1 protein-coding gene (cut by a window edge) is annotated in these 19,563 nt (G+C 72.6%); it reads left to right on the forward strand.

The features are described from left to right. Positions 1-44 precede the first annotated feature (44 nt). Positions 45-19,563, forward strand: partial view of a type I polyketide synthase gene (locus tag HYQ63_RS44940; RefSeq protein ID WP_179936770.1) — the 5' portion only. The gene runs 2,306 nt beyond the window's last position; only the first 19,519 of its 21,825 coding nucleotides appear in the window; the start codon lies at positions 45-47; the stop codon falls past the right edge of the window.

Below are 19,563 nucleotides of genomic sequence, written 5' to 3' on the forward strand. Positions count from 1 at the left end.
TCCCCGATCTCTTAAGACTTTTTGAAACCCTGGAGTGGTACGGCGTGACGAACAGCAGCAGCGAGGACAAGCTCCGCTACTTCCTGAGGCGAGTGACCGGCGAGCTTCACGAAGCGCGGCAGCGCCTCCAGGAAGTCGAATCGGGAGAGCACGAGCCGATCGCCATTGTCGGCATGAGCTGCCGCCTGCCCGGCGGCGTGAACACCCCCGAGGAACTGTGGGAGCTGCTGAACTCGGGGCGCGACGCCTTCTCCGAATTCCCCGACGACCGGGGGTGGGACGTCGAGGCGCTGTACGACCCGGAGCTTTCCCGGCCCGGTACGTCGTATGTCCGCGAAGGCGGGTTCCTGCACAACGCCGGTGAATTCGACCCGGCCTTCTTCGGAATCTCGCCGCGCGAGGCGCTGGCGCTCGACCCGCAGCAGCGGCTGCTGCTGGAGACGTCGTGGGAGGCCATCGAGCGGGCGGGCATCGATCCGTCGTCGCTGAAGGGCAGCCGTACCGGTGTGTTCGCCGGTACGAGCGGCCAGGACTACGCCACCCTGCTGCGCCGGGCCCCCAAGCAGTCGGAGGGCTACTTGGCCACCGGCATCGCGGCGAGCGTGGTGTCCGGGCGCCTCTCGTACACCTTCGGGCTCGAAGGCCCCGCGGTGACGGTGGACACGGCGTGCTCGTCGTCCCTGGTGTCGCTGCACCTGGCGGCCCAGGCGCTGCGCGCGGGCGAATGCACCCTCGCCCTGGCCGGTGGCGTCACGGTGATGTCCACGCCCGAAGCGTTCGTGGAGTTCAGCCGCCAGGGCGCGCTGTCCCCGACCGGCCGGTGCCGGTCGTTCTCGGACGACGCGGACGGTACGGGGTGGGCCGAGGGCGCGGCCATGGTGCTGCTGGAGCGGCTGTCGGACGCGCGGGCGAACGGCCATCCGGTGTTGGCGGTGGTGCGGGGTTCGGCGGTGAACCAGGACGGTGCGTCGAACGGTCTGACGGCGCCGAACGGGCCGTCGCAGCAGCGGGTGATCCGGGCCGCGCTCACCAGCGCGGGGCTGACGACCGCGCAGGTGGACGCGGTCGAGGCGCACGGTACGGGCACGACGCTGGGCGACCCGATCGAGGCGCAGGCGCTGATCGCCACGTACGGGCAGGGGCGCCCGGCGGAACGGCCGCTGTGGCTGGGCTCGCTGAAGTCCCACATCGGTCACACGCAGGCGGCCGCGGGCGTGGCCGGTGTGATCAAGATGGTGTTGGCGATGCGGCACGGGGTGCTGCCGGAGTCGCTGTACGTGGGTGAGCCGTCGTCCAAGGTGGACTGGTCGGCGGGTGCGGTGGAGCTGCTGAGCGAGGCGCGGGCGTGGCCGGAGGCCGACGACCGTCCGCGTCGTGCGGGTGTGTCCTCGTTCGGCGTGAGCGGGACGAACGCGCATGTGATCGTGGAGCAGGCCCCGGCCGTGGAGGCCGAGCCGGAGCCGGAGCAGGCGGTCGGTGTGTCGCCTGCGGTGGTGCCGTGGGTGGTCTCGGGTCGTGGCGAGGCCGCTCTGCGGGGCCAGGCCGCGCGTCTGCTGTCCCGGGTGGAGGGTGACGCCGGGCTGTCGCCGGTGGACGTGGGGTGGTCGCTGGCGGCGGGGCGCGCCGCGCTGGAGCACCGTGCCGTGATCACGGGCGGCTCGCGGGATGAGCTGGTGGCCGGGCTGGGGGTTGTGGCGCGGGGTGAGGAGGCCCCGGGCGTGGTGGTCGGCCGGGGTGTGGCCGGTGGTGGTGGCCGGGTGGCGGTGGTGTTCTCGGGTCAGGGTTCGCAGCGGGTGGGGATGGGCCGGGAGTTGTATGGCCGGTTCCCGGTGTTCGCGCGGGCGTTTGACGAGGTGTGCGGGCTGTTGGATGGGGAGTTGGCCGGGCATGTGGAGTGCTCGGTGCGGGATGTGGTGTTCGGTGAGGCCGGGGCGTCGGGTCTGCTGGATGAGACGGTGTTCACGCAGGCGGGTTTGTTTGCCGTAGAGGTGGCGCTGTTCCGGCTGGTGGAGTCCTTTGGCATACGGCCGGACTTCGTGGGCGGGCACTCGGTCGGTGAGATTGTGGCGGCTCATGTGGCGGGTGTGTTGTCGCTGGCGGATGCGTGCCGGTTGGTGGCGGCGCGTGGCCGGTTGATGCAGGCGCTGCCTGCGGGTGGTGCGATGGTGGCGGTGCAGGCCGCCGAGGTCGAGGTCGTCCCGTTGCTGTCCGGTCGTGAGGAGCGGGCGGGTATCGCGGCGGTCAATGGTCCGTCGTCGGTGGTGCTCTCCGGTGACGAGGACGTGGTCCTTGAGATCGCTGGTGAGTTGGCTGAGCTGGGGCGTAAGACCAAGCGGCTGCGGGTGTCGCACGCGTTCCACTCGCCGCGCATGGAGCCGATGCTCGCCGAGTTCCGTTCCGTGGCCGAGGGGCTGACGTACGGCGCGCCGGAGATCCCCGTCGTCTCCAACGTGACCGGGGCACTGGCTTCGGGCGATGACCTGGGCTCGGCGGAGTACTGGGTGCGGCATGTGCACGAGGCCGTGCGGTTCGCCGACGGTGTGCGGGCCCTGGGCGCACAGGGTGTGTCGGTGTGCGTCGAGGTCGGTCCGGGCGGTGCGCTCAGCGCGATGGGTGCCGAGACCCTGCCCGATGCGGCGTTCGTGCCGGTGCTGCGGGCGGACCGTGACGAGGAGCAGGCGTTCGTCGAGGGCGTGGCCCGGGCGTGGGCCCATGGCGCGTCGGCGGACTGGACGCAGGTGTTCGAGGGGACGGGTGCGTCCCGCGTCGACCTGCCCACGTACGCCTTCCAGCGCGAGCGGTACTGGCTGGATGTGCCCGCGGACGCGGCGGGCCCGGGGGCCGCGGCCGGGCTGGGGCTCGGTTCGGCGGAGCATCCGTTGCTGGGTGCGGCGGTGGAGTTGGCGGGCGCGGACGGGCTGCTGCTGACGGGTCGGCTGTCGCTGCGTACGCATCCGTGGCTGGCCGATCACGTGGTGGCGGGCGCCGTGCTGCTGCCCGGGACGGCGTTTGTCGAGCTTGCGGTGCGCGCCGGTGACCAGGTCGGTTGCGATGTGGTGGAGGAGCTGACGCTTCAGGCGCCGCTGGTGATGCCGGAGAGCGGCGGTGTGCTGCTCCAACTGGTGGTGGATGAGCCGGATGAGACCGGGCGGCGTTCGCTGACCGTGTACTCCCGACCGGAGGACACCTCGTCGGACGAGGCGTGGACCTGCCACGCCATGGGTGTGCTGGGCACGGGCGGCGCGCGGCCGACGGGCGATGAGCTGGCGGTATGGCCGCCGGTGGGCGCGGAGCCGGTGGCTTCGGGCGACATGTACGCGGACCTGGTGGCCGCCGGTTACGGCTACGGGCCGGTGTTCCAGGGCGTGCGGGCCGTGTGGCGGCGTGGCGAGGAGGTGTTCGCCGAGGTCGCGCTGGACGAGGAGCAGCAGGAGGAAGCGGCGCGCTTCGGCGTGCATCCGGCGCTGCTGGACGCGGCGCTGCACAGCGTGAAGTTCGGCGACCTCTTCCCCGACGACCGCGCCCGGTTGCCGTTCGCGTGGCGCGGGGTGTCGCTGCACGCGGCGGGTGCCGGTGCGCTGCGGGTACGGCTGGCTCCGGCCGGTACGGACGCGGTCTCGGCGCTGGTCGCGGACAGCACCGGGCAGCCCGTTGCCACCATCGAGTCCCTGGTCATGCGGGAAGTGGACCCCGACCAGATCGCCAACGTGGCCGGGCGGGACGACGAGCTGTTCCGCGTCGAGTGGGCGGCGGTTCCGCCGACGTCGCTGGACGACGTCGAGCGTTCCGTCGACTGGGCGGTGATCGGCCCGGACTCCGTACGCCTCTCCGAGGGAGAGGTATACCCGGACCTCGCCGCGCTGGGTGACGCGGTGGCGGCCGGGGCCACGCTGCCGGGCGCCGTCGTGGTGCCCGTACCGGCGCCGGAGGGGCGCGAGGTGGCCGAGGCGGCCCGGGCGGGCGGCCGTCGGGCGCTGGAGGTCGTGCAGGCGTGGCTGACGGACGAGCGGTTCGCGTCGACCGGTTCGCGTTTGGTGCTGGTGACGTCGGGCGCGGTGGCGGCCGGGGCCGGGGAGACCGTGCGGGACCTGGCGGCGGCTCCGGTGTGGGGGCTGCTGCGGTCGGCGCAGACGGAGAACCCCGGCCGGTTCGTGCTGGTGGACACCGATGGCGTGCGGGCGTCGTGGGAGGCGCTGCCGGGCGCGCTGGCGTGGGCCGTGGGCCAGGACGAACCGCAGCTGGCGCTGCGCGCGGGCGAGGTGCGCGTACCGAGCCTGGCCCGGGTGTCGCACGGCGACGGCGCGCTGACCCCGCCCGCCGGGACGTCCGCCTGGCGACTGGAGATCGAGAACAAGGGCTCGTTCGCCAACCTGGAGCTGCTGGAGTGCCCCGAGGCCGAACAGCCGCTGGCCGCAGGCCAGGTGCGGGTCCAGGTCCGGGCGGCCGGGATGAACTTCAAGGATGTGGTGCTGGCACTGGGCGTGGTGCAGGGCAAGGCCACGATGGGCCACGAGGCCGCGGGCGTGGTCATCGAGGTCGGTGAGGGCGTGACCGACCTGGCCCCCGGCGACCGCGTGATGGGCCTCTTCTCCGGCGCGTTCGGCCCGGTCGCCGTCACCGACCGGCGGATGCTGGCGCCGATGCCCGCGGGCTGGTCCTTCGTCCGGGCGGCCTCCGTGCCCGTCGTCTTCCTGACCGCGTACTACGGCCTGCGCCACCTGGCCGGGCTGCGGTCCGGTGAATCGGTGCTGGTCCACAGCGCAGCCGGCGGAGTCGGCATGGCGGCCGTACAGCTGGCCCGCCACTGGGGCGCGGACGTCTTCGGCACGGCCAGCGAGGGCAAGTGGGACGCGCTGCGCGCCTCCGGCCTCGACGACACGCGCATCGCCTCCTCCCGCACGCTGGACTTCGAGGACCGCTTCCGCGCCGCCACCGACGGCCGTGGCATGGACGTGGTGCTGGACGCCCTCGCGGGCGATTTCGTGGACGCCTCGCTCCGCCTGCTGCCGCGCGGCGGCCGCTTCCTGGAGATGGGCAAGACCGACCAGCGCGACCCGGCCGAGGTCGCCGCGGCCCACCCTGGCGTCGTCTACCAGGCGTTCGACCTGGCCGAAGCCGGGCTGGACCGCACCCAGGAGATGCTGGTCGAACTGCTGGAGCTGTTCGAGCAGGGCGTGCTCACCCCGCTGCCCGCCACGACCTGGGACGTACGGCGGGCACCCGAGGCGTTCCGCTACCTCAGCCAGGCCCGGCACATCGGCAAGGTGCTGCTCACCATCCCCGCCCCGCTGGCCGGAACGGGAACCGGCACCGCCCTGGTGACCGGCGCCACCGGGACCCTGGGCGGCCTGGTGGCGCGGCACCTGGTGGTGGAACACGGTGTGCGGGAATTGCTGCTGGTCAGCCGTCGTGGCCCGGACGCCGAAGGCGCGTCGGAGTTGGTGGCGGAGCTGTCGGAGCTGGGTGCGCGGGCGCGGGTGGTGGCCTGTGACGTGGCCGATCGCGATGCGCTGGCGGAGCTTCTGGCGGGGATTCCGGCCGAGCGTCCGTTGACGGCGGTGGTGCATGCGGCGGGTGTGGTGGATGACGGTCTGGTGTCGGCGTTGTCGCCGGAGCGGGTCGATGGGGTGATGCGTCCGAAGGTGGATGCGGCGTGGAATCTGCATGAGTTGACGCGTGAGCTGGACCTTTCGGCGTTCGTGCTGTTCTCGTCGGCCGCGGGTGTGTTGGGCAGTGCGGGTCAGGGGAATTACGCGGCGGCGAATGTGTTCCTGGATGCGTTGGCGGCGGTGCGGCGGGCTGAGGGTCTGCCTGCGACGTCGTTGGCGTGGGGGATGTGGGAGCAGCGCAGTGGGATGACGGGTGAGCTGGGTCAGGCGGATCTGGCGCGGATTGCTCGTTCGGGTCTTGCGGCGGTGTCGTCGGATGAGGGGCTGGCGTTGTTCGACGCCGGTGTCGCGGCCGATGAGGCGCTGTTGCTGCCGGTGCGGCTGGACATGGCCGCGCTGCGTGCGCTGGGCGACGAGGCACCGACGATGCTCCGCGGCCTCGTACGAGGCACCGTGCGGCGCGGCCGGGCTGCCGCGGCCGCCGGTCGCGGCGCGGCGGGTGCCGGGGGACTGGGCCAGCAACTGGTGGGCCGGTCCGAGGCCGAACAGCTCGCGGAGCTGTCGGAGCTGGTACGCGGGCATGTCGCGATCGTGCTCGGCCATGGCTCGGCGGGGGCGGTGGAGGAGAGCCGGGCGTTCAAGGACCTCGGCTTCGACTCGCTGACCGCCGTGGAGCTGCGCAACCGGCTCAACGCCGCCACCGGGCTGCGGCTGCCCGCCACCCTCATCTTCGACCACCCCACGCCCGCCGCGCTCGCCCGCCAGCTGCGCGACGAACTGCTCGGCGCCCAAGGCGAGTTCGGCGGCGCCGCGATGGCTCCCGCACAGGTCCCGGCCCTGCGGGCGGACGAGCCGATCGCCATCGTCGGCATCGGGTGCCGCTACCCGAGCGAGGCCGACTCCCCGGAGGCGCTGTGGGACCTGCTGGCCTCCGGCGGGGACAGCATCACCGACTTCCCGACCGACCGCGGCTGGGACCTCGACACGCTGTACGACGACGACCCGGACCGCCCCGGGAAGTCGTACGTGCGCACCGGCGGCTTCCTCAAGACCGCCGCCGACTTCGACGCGGGCTTCTTCGGCATCTCCCCGCGTGAGGCGGTGGCGATGGACCCGCAGCAGCGGCTGCTGCTGGAGACGTCGTGGGAGGCCATCGAGCGGGCGGGCATCGATCCCGCCTCCCTCCGGGGATCCCAGGCAGGTGTGTTCGCCGGTGCGGCGGCGCAGGGTTACGCCTTCGGCAGGGAGAACGCCGCCGAGGGCAGCGACGGCTACTACCTGACCGGTACCACGACCTCCGCCATCTCGGGTCGCGTCGCCTACACCCTGGGGCTCGAGGGCCCCGCGGTGACGGTGGACACCGCCTGCTCGTCGTCGCTGGTGGCGCTGCACCTGGCGGTGCAGGCGCTGCGCAACGGCGAGTGCTCGATGGCGCTGGCCGGTGGCGTCGCGGTGATGGCCTCACCGACCATCTTCGTGGAGTTCAGCCGTCAGCGCGGGTTGTCGCCCGACGGCCGGTGCCGGTCGTTCTCGGATGACGCGGACGGTACGGGGTGGGCCGAGGGCGCGGGCATGCTGCTGCTGGAGCGGCTGTCCGACGCGCGGGCCAACGGACACCGGGTGCTTGCGGTGGTGCGGGGCTCGGCGGTGAACCAGGACGGCGCGTCGAACGGCCTGACCGCGCCGAACGGGCCGTCGCAGCAGCGGGTCATTCGGGCCGCGCTGGCGAACGCGGGCGTGGCCGCTGCGGATGTGGACGCGGTCGAGGCGCACGGTACGGGGACGACGCTGGGCGACCCGATCGAGGCGCAGGCGCTGATCGCCACGTACGGGCAGGGGCGCGCCGAGGGGCAGCCGCTGTGGCTGGGGTCGCTGAAGTCCAACATCGGGCATGCGCAGGCCGCGGCGGGCGTGGCCGGTGTCATCAAGATGGTGCAGGCCATGCGGCACGGTGTGCTGCCGCAGACGCTGCATGTGGGGGAGCCCTCGTCGAAGATCGACTGGTCGGCGGGTGCGGTGGAGCTGCTGAGCCAGGCGCGGGAGTGGCCGGAGGCCGAGGGCCGTCCGCGGCGTGCGGGTGTGTCGTCGTTCGGGGTGAGCGGGACGAACGCGCACGTGATCCTGGAGCAGGCGCCCGAGCCGGAGCCGGGCGAGGCGGCTGGTGTGGTGCCGGTGGCGGTGCCCTGGGTGTTCTCCGGCCGTGGCGCCGGTGCGTTGCGTGAGCAGGCGGCGCGGTTGCTGTCCCGCGTGGAGGGCGATGCCGGGCTGTCGCCGGTGGATGTGGGCTGGTCATTGGCATCCGGGCGTGCGGTGTTCGAGACCCGTGCGGTGGTGAGCGCGGGTTCGCGTGACCAACTGGTCGCCGGACTGCGCGCCGTGGCCCGGGGCGAGGAGGCACCGGGCGTGCTGGTCGGCCCGGGTGGGGCCGGTGGTGGCGGCCGGACGGTGTTCGTCTTCCCCGGTCAGGGTTCGCAGTGGGCGGGGATGGCGGTGGAGCTGCTGGATGCTTCGCCGGTGTTCGCGGAGCGGATGGCGGAGTGTGCTGCGGCGCTTTCCGGGTTCGTGGACTGGAGTCTGCTGGATGTGGTGCGGCAGGCGCCGGGTGCGCCGTCGTTGGAGCGGGTTGATGTGGTGCAGCCGGTGTCGTGGGCGGTGATGGTGTCGTTGGCGGCGCTGTGGCGTTCGTACGGCATCGAGCCCGCGGCGGTCGTAGGCCACAGCCAGGGCGAGATCGCTGCGGCCTGCGTGTCCGGTGCGCTGTCGTTGGAGGACGGTGCGCGGGTCGTGGCGTTGCGGTCTCAGGCCATCGCGGGTGGTCTGGCGGGGCGTGGCGGGATGGCGTCGGTGGCGCTGCCGTTGGCCGAGGTGGAGACGAGGTTGACCCGGTGGGCGGGGCGGCTGGAGGTGGCCGCGCTCAACGGCCCGACCTCGGTCGTGGTCGCTGGTGAGCCCGAGGCGCTGGACGAGTTGGCGGCGGAGTGTGAGGCCGCCGAGATCCGCATCCGTCGTATCGCGGTGGACTACGCCTCGCACACCTCGCATGTGGAGCTGATCGAGGACGAGTTGGCCCGGGTGCTGGCGGAGGTCCGTCCGCAGTCGTCGCAGGTGCCGTTCTTCTCGACGGTGTCGGGGGAGTGGCTGGACACGGCTGGGTTGGACGCCGGGTACTGGTACCGGAACCTGCGGCAGACGGTGCGCTTCCAGTCGGCCGTCGAGACGCTGGCCGAGCAGGGGCACGGCACGTTCATCGAGGTCAGCTCGCACCCCGTCCTGACCGCGAGTGTGCAGGACATCGCCGACGCGGCAGTCGTGACGGGCACGCTGCGCCGGGACGACGGCGGTCTGGATCGCTTCCTGACCTCGCTGGCCGAGGTGTGGGTCCAGGGCGTGGACGTCGACTGGACGCGGGCGTTCGCGGACGCGGGCGCCTCGCGCGTGGATCTGCCGACGTACGCCTTCCAGCGGCGCCGCTACTGGATGGAGCCCGCGGTCGACGCGATGGGTGCGTTGCCAGGTCTCGGTCTGGCGGCGGCCGAACATCCGCTGCTGGGTGCGGCGGTGGAGCTGCCGGACGCGGCGGGGCTGGTCTTCACCGGGCGGCTGTCGCTGCGTACGCACCCCTGGCTGGCCGACCACGCCGTGGGCGGCGTGGTGCTGCTGCCCGGCACGGGGTTCGTGGAGCTGGCGGTCCGGGCCGGTGACGAGGTCGGCTGTGACGTGGTGGAGGAACTGACCCTCCAGAGCCCGCTGACCCTCCCCGAGGGCAAGGGCGTCCAACTGCGGGTGACGGTGGCCGAGCCCGATGAGGCGGGCCGCCGGACCTTCAGCGTGCACTCCCGCGCGGAGGACACCTCGCTGGACGAGGCGTGGGCCTGCCACGCCATGGGTGTGCTGGGGTCGGGCGGTGTGCGGCCGGTGGCCGATGAGCTGGCGGTGTGGCCGCCGGCGGGTGCGGTGTCGGTGGCTTCGGGAGAGATGTACGCGGACCTCGACGCTGCTGGTTATGGCTACGGGCCGGTGTTCCAGGGCGTACGGGCCGTGTGGCGGCGCGGGGACGAGGTGTTCGCCGAGGTCGCGTTGGACGAGGAGCAGCAGGAGGAGGCGGCGCGCTTCGGGGTGCATCCGGCGCTGCTGGATGCGGCCTTGCACGGCGTGAAGTTCGGCGACTTCTTCTCGGATGACCGGGCGCGGTTGCCGTTTGAGTGGCGTGGTGTGTCGTTGTACGCGGCTGGGGCGGGTGTGCTGCGGGTGCGGTTGGCTCCGGCCGGTGCGGACGCGGTGTCGGTGACGGCTGCGGATGGTGCTGGTCGGCCGGTGGCGGCGGTCGAGTCCCTGGCGATGCGCGAGGTGGATGTCGAGCAGTTGGCGGGCGCGGTGAGCGGTGGGCCGCGGGATGCGCTGTTCCGTGTCGACTGGACCGCGGTGCCGTCGGGCGAGATGGCGTCTGCGGATGTGGCCGTGGTCGGTCCGGTGGAGGGTGCTGCGTATGGCGATCTGGAGGCGTTGAGCGCGGCTGTCGGGGCTGGGGCGGCGGTGCCGGATGTGGTGCTGGTTCCGTTCGCGGCGTCGGCCGCCGGTGACGCGGTGCGGGCTGCGCATGAGGCGGTGGGGCGTGCTCTGGGGCTGGTACAGGCGTGGTTGGCGGATGAGCGGTTCGCCGGGTCGCGGCTGGCGGTGGTGACGTCGGGTGCGGTGGCCGTCGAGGCCGGGGAGACGGTGCGGGATCTGGCGGCGGCCGCGGTCTGGGGGCTGCTGCGGTCGGCGCAGACGGAGAACCCGGGCCGGTTCCTGCTGGTGGACACCGACGACGACAGCACCCGTGTGCCCGGCGAGCTGCTGGCGTCGGACCTGCCGCAGTTGGCCGTGCGCGACGGGATCGTCCGTACCCCGAAGCTGGTACGGGCCGTGGCGGCGCCCCAGCCGTCTGCGCCGTGGCACGGGGACGGAACGGTGCTGGTCACGGGCGCCACGGGGGTGCTGGGCGGCCTGGTGGCGCGGCATCTGGTGGTCGAGCACGGTGTGCGGCGTCTGCTGCTGGTGAGCCGTCGTGGCCCGGACGCCGAGGGCGCGTCGGAGCTGGTCGCGGAGTTGTCGGGGCTGGGTGCGGATGTGTCGGTGGCCGCGTGCGATGTGGCCGACCGGGAGGCGCTGGCCGGGCTGTTGGCGGGGATCCCGTCCGACCGTCCGTTGACGGGTGTGGTGCATACGGCGGGTGTGCTGGATGACGGGCTGGTCTCGGCGCTGACGCCGGAACGGCTGGAGGGCGTCATGCGCCCGAAGGTGGACGCGGCGTGGAATCTGCATGAGTTGACGCGTGAGCTGGACCTGTCGGCGTTCGTACTGTTCTCGTCGGCTGCCGGTGTGCTCGGCAGTGCCGGGCAGGGCAATTACGCGGCGGCGAATGTGTTCCTGGACGCGCTGGCCGCCGTACGCCGTGCCGAAGGTCTGCCCGCGACCTCGCTCGCGTGGGGGATGTGGGAGCAGCGCAGTGGCATGACCGGCGAGCTGGGTCAGGCGGATCTGGCGCGGATGGCGCGTTCGGGGCTGAGGGCGCTGTCGTCGGATGAGGGGCTGGCGCTGTTCGACGCCGGTGTCGCGGCCGATGACGCGTTGCTGCTGGCGGCGCGGTTCGACACGGCGGCGCTGCGCGCGTCGGAGGCGACCGTCCCGGCCATCCTCCGCGGACTGGTGCGGGGGCCGGTGCGCCGGGCGCGTGCCGGTGAGGGCGCCGGGACGGCGGAGGGCCTGGCGCAGCGGTTGGCCGGGCTGACGCAGAGCGAGCGGACGCGTGCGCTGTCCGAACTCGTACGGGGGCACGTGGCGACCGTCCTGGGCCATGACTCGGCCGGGGCGGTGGAGCAGAGCCGGGCGTTCAAGGACCTCGGTTTCGACTCGCTGACCGCCGTGGACCTGCGGAACCGGCTGAACGCCTCGACCGGGCTGCGGCTGCCCGCCACCCTCGTCTTCGACCACCCCACACCGGCCGCTCTGGTCGTCCATCTGCATGCCGAGTTGTTCGGCTCTGCGGAGACGGCTGTGGTGCCGGTGGCTTCGGCGGTCGCGGCCGATGACGACCCGATCGTGATCGTGGGCATGGGCTGCCGCTTCCCCGGTGGTGTGCGGTCGCCTGAGGAGCTGTGGGACCTGGTCGCGCGGGGCGTCGACGCGGTGTCGGAGTTCCCCGTGGACCGCGGCTGGGACATCGAGGGCCTGTACGACCCGGACCCGGACCGGCAGGGCAAGACGTACGCCCGGGAGGGCGGATTCCTGCACGACGCCGCCGAGTTCGACCCCGCCTTCTTCGGGATGTCACCCCGGGAGGCCCTGGCCACCGACCCCCAGCAGCGGCTGCTGCTGGAGACCGCGTGGGAGGCGTTCGAGCGGGCGGGCGTCGATCCGCAGTCGCTGCGGGGCAGCCGCACCGGTGTGTTCGCCGGGGTGATGTACAACGACTACGGCTCGCGCCTGCGGGTCACGCCCGACGGGTTCGAGGGGTACCTCGGCAACGGCAGTGCGGGCAGCGTGGCCTCCGGCCGCCTCTCCTACGTCTTCGGTCTTGAGGGCCCGGCGGTGACGGTGGACACGGCGTGCTCGTCGTCCCTGGTGTCGCTGCACCTGGCGGCCCAGGCGCTGCGCAACGGCGAATGCTCGCTGGCCCTGGCCGGTGGCGTCACGGTGATGTCCACCCCGGCCGTCTTCGTGGAGTTCAGCCGTCAGCGCGGCCTGTCGACCGACGGCCGGTGCCGGTCGTTCTCGGACGACGCCAACGGTGCCGGATGGTCCGAGGGCGCGGGCATGCTGCTGCTGGAGCGGCTGTCGGATGCTCGCCGTAACGGCCACCGGGTGCTTGCGGTGGTCCGGGGCTCGGCGGTGAACCAGGACGGTGCGTCGAATGGTCTGACCGCGCCGAACGGGCCGTCGCAGCAGCGGGTGATCCGGGCCGCGCTCGCCAACGCGGGTGTGTCGGCCGCGGACGTGGACGCGGTCGAGGCGCACGGTACGGGCACCACGTTGGGCGACCCGATCGAGGCACAGGCGCTGATCGCCACGTACGGGCAGGAACGTGCCGAGGGCCAGCCGCTGTGGCTGGGCTCGCTGAAGTCCAACATCGGGCATGCGCAGGCCGCCGCCGGTGTCGCCGGCGTCATCAAGATGGTGCAGGCCATGCAGCACGGTGTGCTGCCGCGGACCCTGCACGCGGATGAGCCGTCGACCAAGGTGGACTGGTCGGCCGGTGCGGTGGAGCTGCTGAACGAGGCGCGGGAGTGGCCGGACGCTGACGATCGTCCGCGCCGGGCGAGCGTGTCGTCCTTCGGTGTGAGCGGGACGAACGCCCACGTCATTCTGGAGCAGGCCCCGGACGTGGAGCCGACTTCGGATGCGGGCGTGGTCGTGGCTGGTGTCGTGCCGTGGGTGGTGTCGGGGCGTGGCGAGGCCGCTCTGCGGGGCCAGGCGGCTCGGTTGTTCTCCCGGGTGGAGGGTGAGGCTGAGCTGTCGCCGGTGGATGTGGGCTGGTCACTGGCCTCGGGCCGGGCCGCGCTGGAGGACCGCGCGGTGGTCGTGGGCGGTACGGCGGAGGAGCTGGCCGCTGGGCTGGGGATTGTGGCGCGGGGTGAGGAGGCCCCGGGCGTGGTGGTCGGCCGGGGTGTGGCTGGTGGTGGCCGGGTGGCGGTGGTGTTCTCGGGTCAGGGTTCGCAGCGGGTGGGGATGGGCCGGGGGTTGCATGGCCGGTTCCCGGTGTTCGCGCGGGCGTTTGACGAGGTGTGCGGGCTGTTGGATGGGGAGTTGGCCGGGCATGTGGAGTGCTCGGTGCGGGATGTGGTGTTCGGTGAGGCCGGGGTGTCGGGTCTGCTGGATGAGACGGTGTTCACGCAGGCGGGTTTGTTTGCCGTTGAGGTGGCGCTGTTCCGGCTGGTGGAGTCCTTTGGGGTGCGTCCGGACTTCGTGGGCGGGCACTCGGTCGGTGAGATTGTGGCGGCTCATGTGGCGGGTGTGTTGTCGCTGGCGGATGCGTGCCGGTTGGTGGCGGCGCGTGGCCGGTTGATGCAGGCGCTGCCTGCGGGTGGTGCGATGGTGGCGGTGCAGGCCGCCGAGGTCGAGGTCGTCCCGTTGCTGTCCGGTCGTGAGGACCGGGTGGGGATTGCGGCGGTCAATGGTCCGTCGTCGGTGGTGCTCTCCGGTGACGAGGACGTGGTCCTTGAGATCGCTGGTGAGTTGGCTGAGCTGGGGCGTAAGACCAAGCGGCTGCGGGTGTCGCACGCGTTCCACTCGCCGCGCATGGAGCCGATGCTCGCCGAGTTCCGTTCCGTGGCCGAGGGGCTGACGTACGGCGCGCCGCGGGTGCCGGTGATGTCGAACCTGACGGGTTCACCGGCCTCCGCCGGGGAGCTGGGCTCGGCGGACTACTGGGTGCGGCATGTGCGGGAGGCCGTGCGCTTCTCCGACGGCATCAGCACTCTCCACGCCGAAGGTGTCGGTGTCTTCGTGGAGGTCGGTCCGGACGGCGCGCTCAGTTCGATGGGTGCAGAGACCCTGCCCGACGCGGCGTTCGTGCCGGTGCTGCGGGCGGACCGTGCCGAGGAGCGAGCGTTCATCGAGGGCATGGCCCGGGCGTGGACGCGGGGCGTGGACGTGGACTGGGAACAGGCGTTCACCGGCACCGGAGCGTCCTGGATGGATCTGCCTACGTACGCCTTCCAGCGCGAGCGGTACTGGCTGGATGTGCCCGCGGACGCGGCGGGCTCGGGGGCCGCGGCCGGGCTGGGGCTCGGTTCGGCGGAGCATCCGTTGCTGGGTGCGGCGGTGGAGTTGGCGGGCGCGGACGGGCTGCTGCTGACGGGTCGGCTGTCGCTGCGTACGCATCCGTGGCTGGCCGATCACGTGGTGGCGGGCGCGGTGCTGCTGCCCGGGACGGCGTTCGTGGAACTGGCGGTACGGGCCGCCGACCAGGTCGGCTGCGACGCGGTGGAGGAGCTGACGCTTCAGGCGCCGCTGATCGTGCCGGAGAGCGGCGGTGTGCTGCTCCAACTGGTGGTGGATGAGCCGGACGAGGCCGGGCGCCGGGCGCTGTCCGTGTACTCCCGCGACGAGGACGAGGCCGCCAACGGGCAGTGGACCTGCCACGCCATGGGTGTGCTGGGGACGGGCGGCGCGCGGCCGGTGGCCGATGAGCTGGCGGTATGGCCGCCGGTGGACGCGGAACCGGTGTCTGCGGAGGGCATGTATGCGGACCTCGACGCTGCTGGTTATGGCTACGGGCCGGTGTTCCAGGGCGTACGGGCCGTGTGGCGGCGCGGGGACGAGGTGTTCGCCGAGGTCGCGTTGGACGAGGAGCAGCAGGAGGAGGCGGCGCGCTTCGGGGTGCATCCGGCGCTGCTGGATGCCGCGTTGCACGGGGTGCAGCTGGGCGACTTCTTCTCGGATGACCGGGCGCGGTTGCCGTTTGAGTGGCGTGGTGTGTCGTTGTACGCGGCGGGTGCCGGTGTGCTGCGGGTGCGGCTGGCTCCGGCCGGTGCGGACGCGGTGTCGCTGACGGTCGCGGACAGCGCCGGGCAGCCCGTCGCGGCGGTCGAGTCCCTGGTCATGCGCGAGGTGGATGTCGAGCAGCTGGCCGGTGCGGTGAGCGGCGGGTCGCGGGATGCGCTGTTCCGTGTCGACTGGACCGCGGTGCCGTCGGATGCGGTGGCGTCCGTCGATGTGGCCGTGGTCGGTCCGGCGGATGGTGCTGCGTATGGCGACCTGGAGGCGTTGAGCGCGGCTGTCGGGGCTGGGGCGGCGGTGCCGGATGTGGTGCTGGTTCCGTTCGCGGCGTCGGCTGCCGGTGACACGGTGTGGGCTGCGCATGAGGCGGTGGGGCGTGCTCTGGGGCTGGTGCAGGCGTGGTTGGCGGATGAGCGGTTCGCCGGGTCGCGGCTGGCGGTGGTGACGTCGGGCGCTGTGGCGGCCGGGGCCGACGAGTCGGTGCGGGATCTGGCGGCGGCCGCGGTGTGGGGGCTGTTGCGGTCGGCGCAGTCCGAGAACCCGGGCCGATTCCTGCTGGTGGACACCGACGATGAGGAGATGCCGTCCGCTGCCCTGGCGTTGGCGCTGGGTGCGGGCGACGAGCCGCAGCTCGCGGTGCGCGGTGACGTGGTGTACGTACCGCGGCTGGCCTCGGGCGTTGCGTCAGGGCAGGGCGGCGCCCCGTCCTGGACCGGCCCCGATGGCGACGGAACGGTGCTGGTCACCGGGGCCACGGGAGTCCTCGGCGGCCTGGTGGCGCGGCATTTGGTGGTCGAGCACGGTGTGCGGCGTCTGCTGCTGGTGAGCCGTCGTGGTGCGGAGGCTGCGGGCACCGACGCGCTGGTGGCGGAGTTGTCGGGGCTGGGTGCGGATGTGTCGGTGGCCGCGTGCGATGTGGCCGACCGGGCCGCGTTGGCCGGGTTGTTGGCGGGGATTCCGGCCGACCGTCCGCTGACGGCGGTGGTGCATACGGCGGGTGTGTTGGACGACGGGCTGGTCTCGGCGCTGACGCCGGAACGGCTGGAGGGCGTCATGCGCCCGAAGGTGGACGCGGCGTGGAATCTGCATGAGTTGACGCGTGAGCTGGACCTGTCGGCGTTCGTACTGTTCTCGTCGGCTGCCGGTGTGCTCGGCAGTGCCGGGCAGGGCAATTACGCGGCGGCGAATGTGTTCCTGGACGCGCTGGCCGCCGTACGCCGTGCCGAAGGTCTGCCCGCGACCTCGCTCGCGTGGGGGATGTGGGAACAGCGCAGTGGCATGACGGGTGAGCTGGGCCAGGCGGACCTTGCGCGGATCGCCCGCTCCGGGCTGAAGGCGCTGTCGTCGGACGAGGGGCTGGCGCTGTTCGACGCCGGTGTCGCGGCCGATGAGGCGTTGCTGCTGGCGGCGCGGTTCGACACGACGGCGCTGCGCGCGTCGGACGGGACCGTCCCGGCCATCCTGCGCGGACTGGTCCGAGGCCCCGTACGCCGCGCACGGGCCACGGCCGCCTCCGGCGGCCTCGCCCAGCGCCTCGCCGGGCGTTCCGTGGACGAACAGCTCGCGGAACTCCTGGAGTTCGTGCGCGGACACGTCGCGATCGTGCTCGGGCACGGCTCGGCGGGGGCGGTGGAGGAGGGCCGGGCGTTCAAGGACCTCGGCTTCGACTCGCTGACCGCCGTGGAGCTGCGCAACCGGCTCAACGCCGCCACCGGGCTCCGACTGCCCGCCACCCTGGTCTTCGACCACCCCACCCCCAACGCCCTCGCCCAGCACCTCCACGCCGAGCTGTTCGGCGTTGCGGAGACGGCTGTGGCGCCGGTGGCTTCGGTGGTCGCGGCCGACGACGACCCGATCGTGATCGTGGGCATGGGCTGCCGCTTCCCCGGTGGTGTGCGGTCCCCCGAGGAGCTGTGGGACCTGGTCGCGAGCGGCACCGACGCGATCTCGGAGTTCCCGGTGGACCGTGGCTGGGACGTGGCGAACCTGTACGACCCGGACCCGGACCGGCAGGGCAAGACGTACTCCCGGGAGGGCGGCTTCCTGCACGACGCGGCCGAGTTCGACCCGGAGTTCTTCGGGATCTCGCCGCGCGAGGCCCTGGCGATGGACCCGCAGCAGCGGCTGCTGCTGGAGACCTCGTGGGAGGCGTTCGAGCGGGCGGGTGTCGATCCGCAGTCGCTGCGGGGCAGCCGGGCGGGCGTCTTCGCGGGCGTGATGTACAACGACTACGCGTCCCGGATGCAGACGGCCCCCGACGGCTTCGAGGGCTACATCGGCAACGGCAGTGCGGGCAGCGTCGCCTCGGGACGGGTCTCCTACACCTTCGGTCTTGAGGGCCCCGCGGTGACGGTGGACACCGCGTGCTCGTCGTCGCTGGTGACCCTGCACCTCGCGGTACAGGCGCTGCGCAACGGCGAATGCACCCTCGCCCTGGCCGGTGGCGTCACCGTGATGTCCACCCCGACGACCTTCGTGGAGTTCAGCCGTCAGCGGGCCCTGTCGCCCGACGGCCGCTGCAAGGCGTTCTCGGACGACGCGAACGGCACGGGCTGGGCCGAGGGCGCGGGCATGCTGCTGCTGGAGCGGCTGTCCGACGCCCGCCGCAACGGCCACCCCGTCCTCGCGGTGGTGCGGGGCTCGGCGGTGAACCAGGACGGTGCGTCGAACGGACTGACGGCGCCGAATGGTCCGTCGCAGCAGCGGGTGATCCGCGCTGCGCTCGCCAACGCGGGCGTGTCGGCCGCGGATGTGGACGCGGTCGAGGCGCACGGTACGGGGACGACGCTGGGCGACCCGATCGAGGCGCAGGCCCTGATTGCCACGTACGGCCAGGAGCACACCGAGGGCCAGCCGCTGTGGCTGGGCTCGCTGAAGTCCAACATCGGGCATGCGCAGGCCGCCGCCGGTGTCGCCGGTGTCATCAAGATGGTGCAGGCCATGCGCCACGGTGTGCTGCCGCAGACGCTGCACGCGCACGAGTCGTCGACCAAGGTGGACTGGTCGGCGGGTGCGGTGGAGCTGCTGAGCGAGGCGCGGGAGTGGCCCGAAGCCGAGGGGCGTCCGCGTCGTGCGGGTGTGTCGTCGTTCGGCGTGAGCGGGACGAACGCGCACGTCATCCTGGAGCAGGCGCCCGCATCGGAGCCGGTGCAGAAGGCCGACGGCGCACCCCCCGCCGCCCTGCCGTGGGTGTTCTCCGGCCGTGGCGCCGGGGCGTTGCGGGGGCAGGCGGCGCGGCTGCTGTCGCACGTCGAGGGTGACGCGGAGTTGTCGCCGGTGGATGTGGGCTGGTCGCTGGCCTCGGGACGTGCGGTGTTCGAGAACCGCGCGGTCGTGGTGGCCGGAGACCGGGACGGCCTGGCGTCCGGTGTCGCTGCTCTGGCCCGGGGCGAGGAGGTTCCTGGGCTGGTGACGGGCACTGCTGCGGGGGCTGGTGGCCGAGTGGTGTTTGTGTTCCCGGGCCAGGGTTCGCAGTGGGCGGGGATGGCGGTGGAGCTGCTGGATGCTTCGCCGGTGTTCGCGGAGCGGATGGCGGAGTGTGCGGCCGCGCTTTCCGGGTTCGTGGACTGGAGCCTGCTGGATGTGGTGCGGCAGGCGCCGGATGCTCCGTCGTTGGAGCGGGTTGATGTGGTGCAGCCGGTGTCGTGGGCGGTGATGGTGTCGTTGGCGGCGCTGTGGCGTTCGTACGGCATCGAGCCCGCGGCCGTCGTAGGCCACTCGCAAGGCGAGATCGCTGCGGCCTGCGTGTCCGGTGCGCTGTCGTTGGAGGATGGCGCGCGGGTGGTGGCGTTGCGGTCGCAGGCCATCGCCGGTGGTTTGGCGGGTCGTGGCGGGATGGCGTCGGTGGCGCTGCCGTTGGCCGAGGTGGAGACGAGGTTGACCCGGTGGGCGGGGCGGCTGGAAGTGGCCGCGCTCAACGGCCCGACCTCGGTCGTGGTGGCCGGTGAGCCGGAGGCGCTGGACGATCTGGCGGCCGAGTGTGAGGCCGCGGAGGTTCGTATGCGTCGTATCGCGGTGGATTACGCCTCCCACACCTCACACGTCGAGCTGATCGAAGAAGAGCTGGCCCGGGTGCTGGCCCAGGTCCGTCCGCAGACCAGTCAGGTGCCGTTCTTCTCGACGGTGACCAATGAGTGGCTGGACACGACGGAGTTGGACGCCGGGTACTGGTACCGGAACCTGCGGCAGACGGTGCGTTTCCGGTCCGCCATCGAGACCCTGACCGAACAGGGCCACAGCACGTTCATCGAGGTCAGCTCGCACCCCGTCCTGACCATGAGCGTGCAGGACATCGCCGACTCGGCCGTGGTCACCGGCACGCTGCGCCGGGACGACGGCGGCCTGGACCGGTTCCTGACCTCGCTAGCCGAGCTGTGGGTCCAGGGCATGGACGTCGACTGGACGCGCGCGTTCGCCGCCACCAACCCCTCCCGCGCGGACCTGCCCACGTACGCCTTCCAGCGCCGCCGCTACT

This window comes from Streptomyces sp. Rer75 (genome assembly GCF_013414305.1).
Taxonomy (GTDB): domain Bacteria; phylum Actinomycetota; class Actinomycetes; order Streptomycetales; family Streptomycetaceae; genus Streptomyces; species Streptomyces himastatinicus.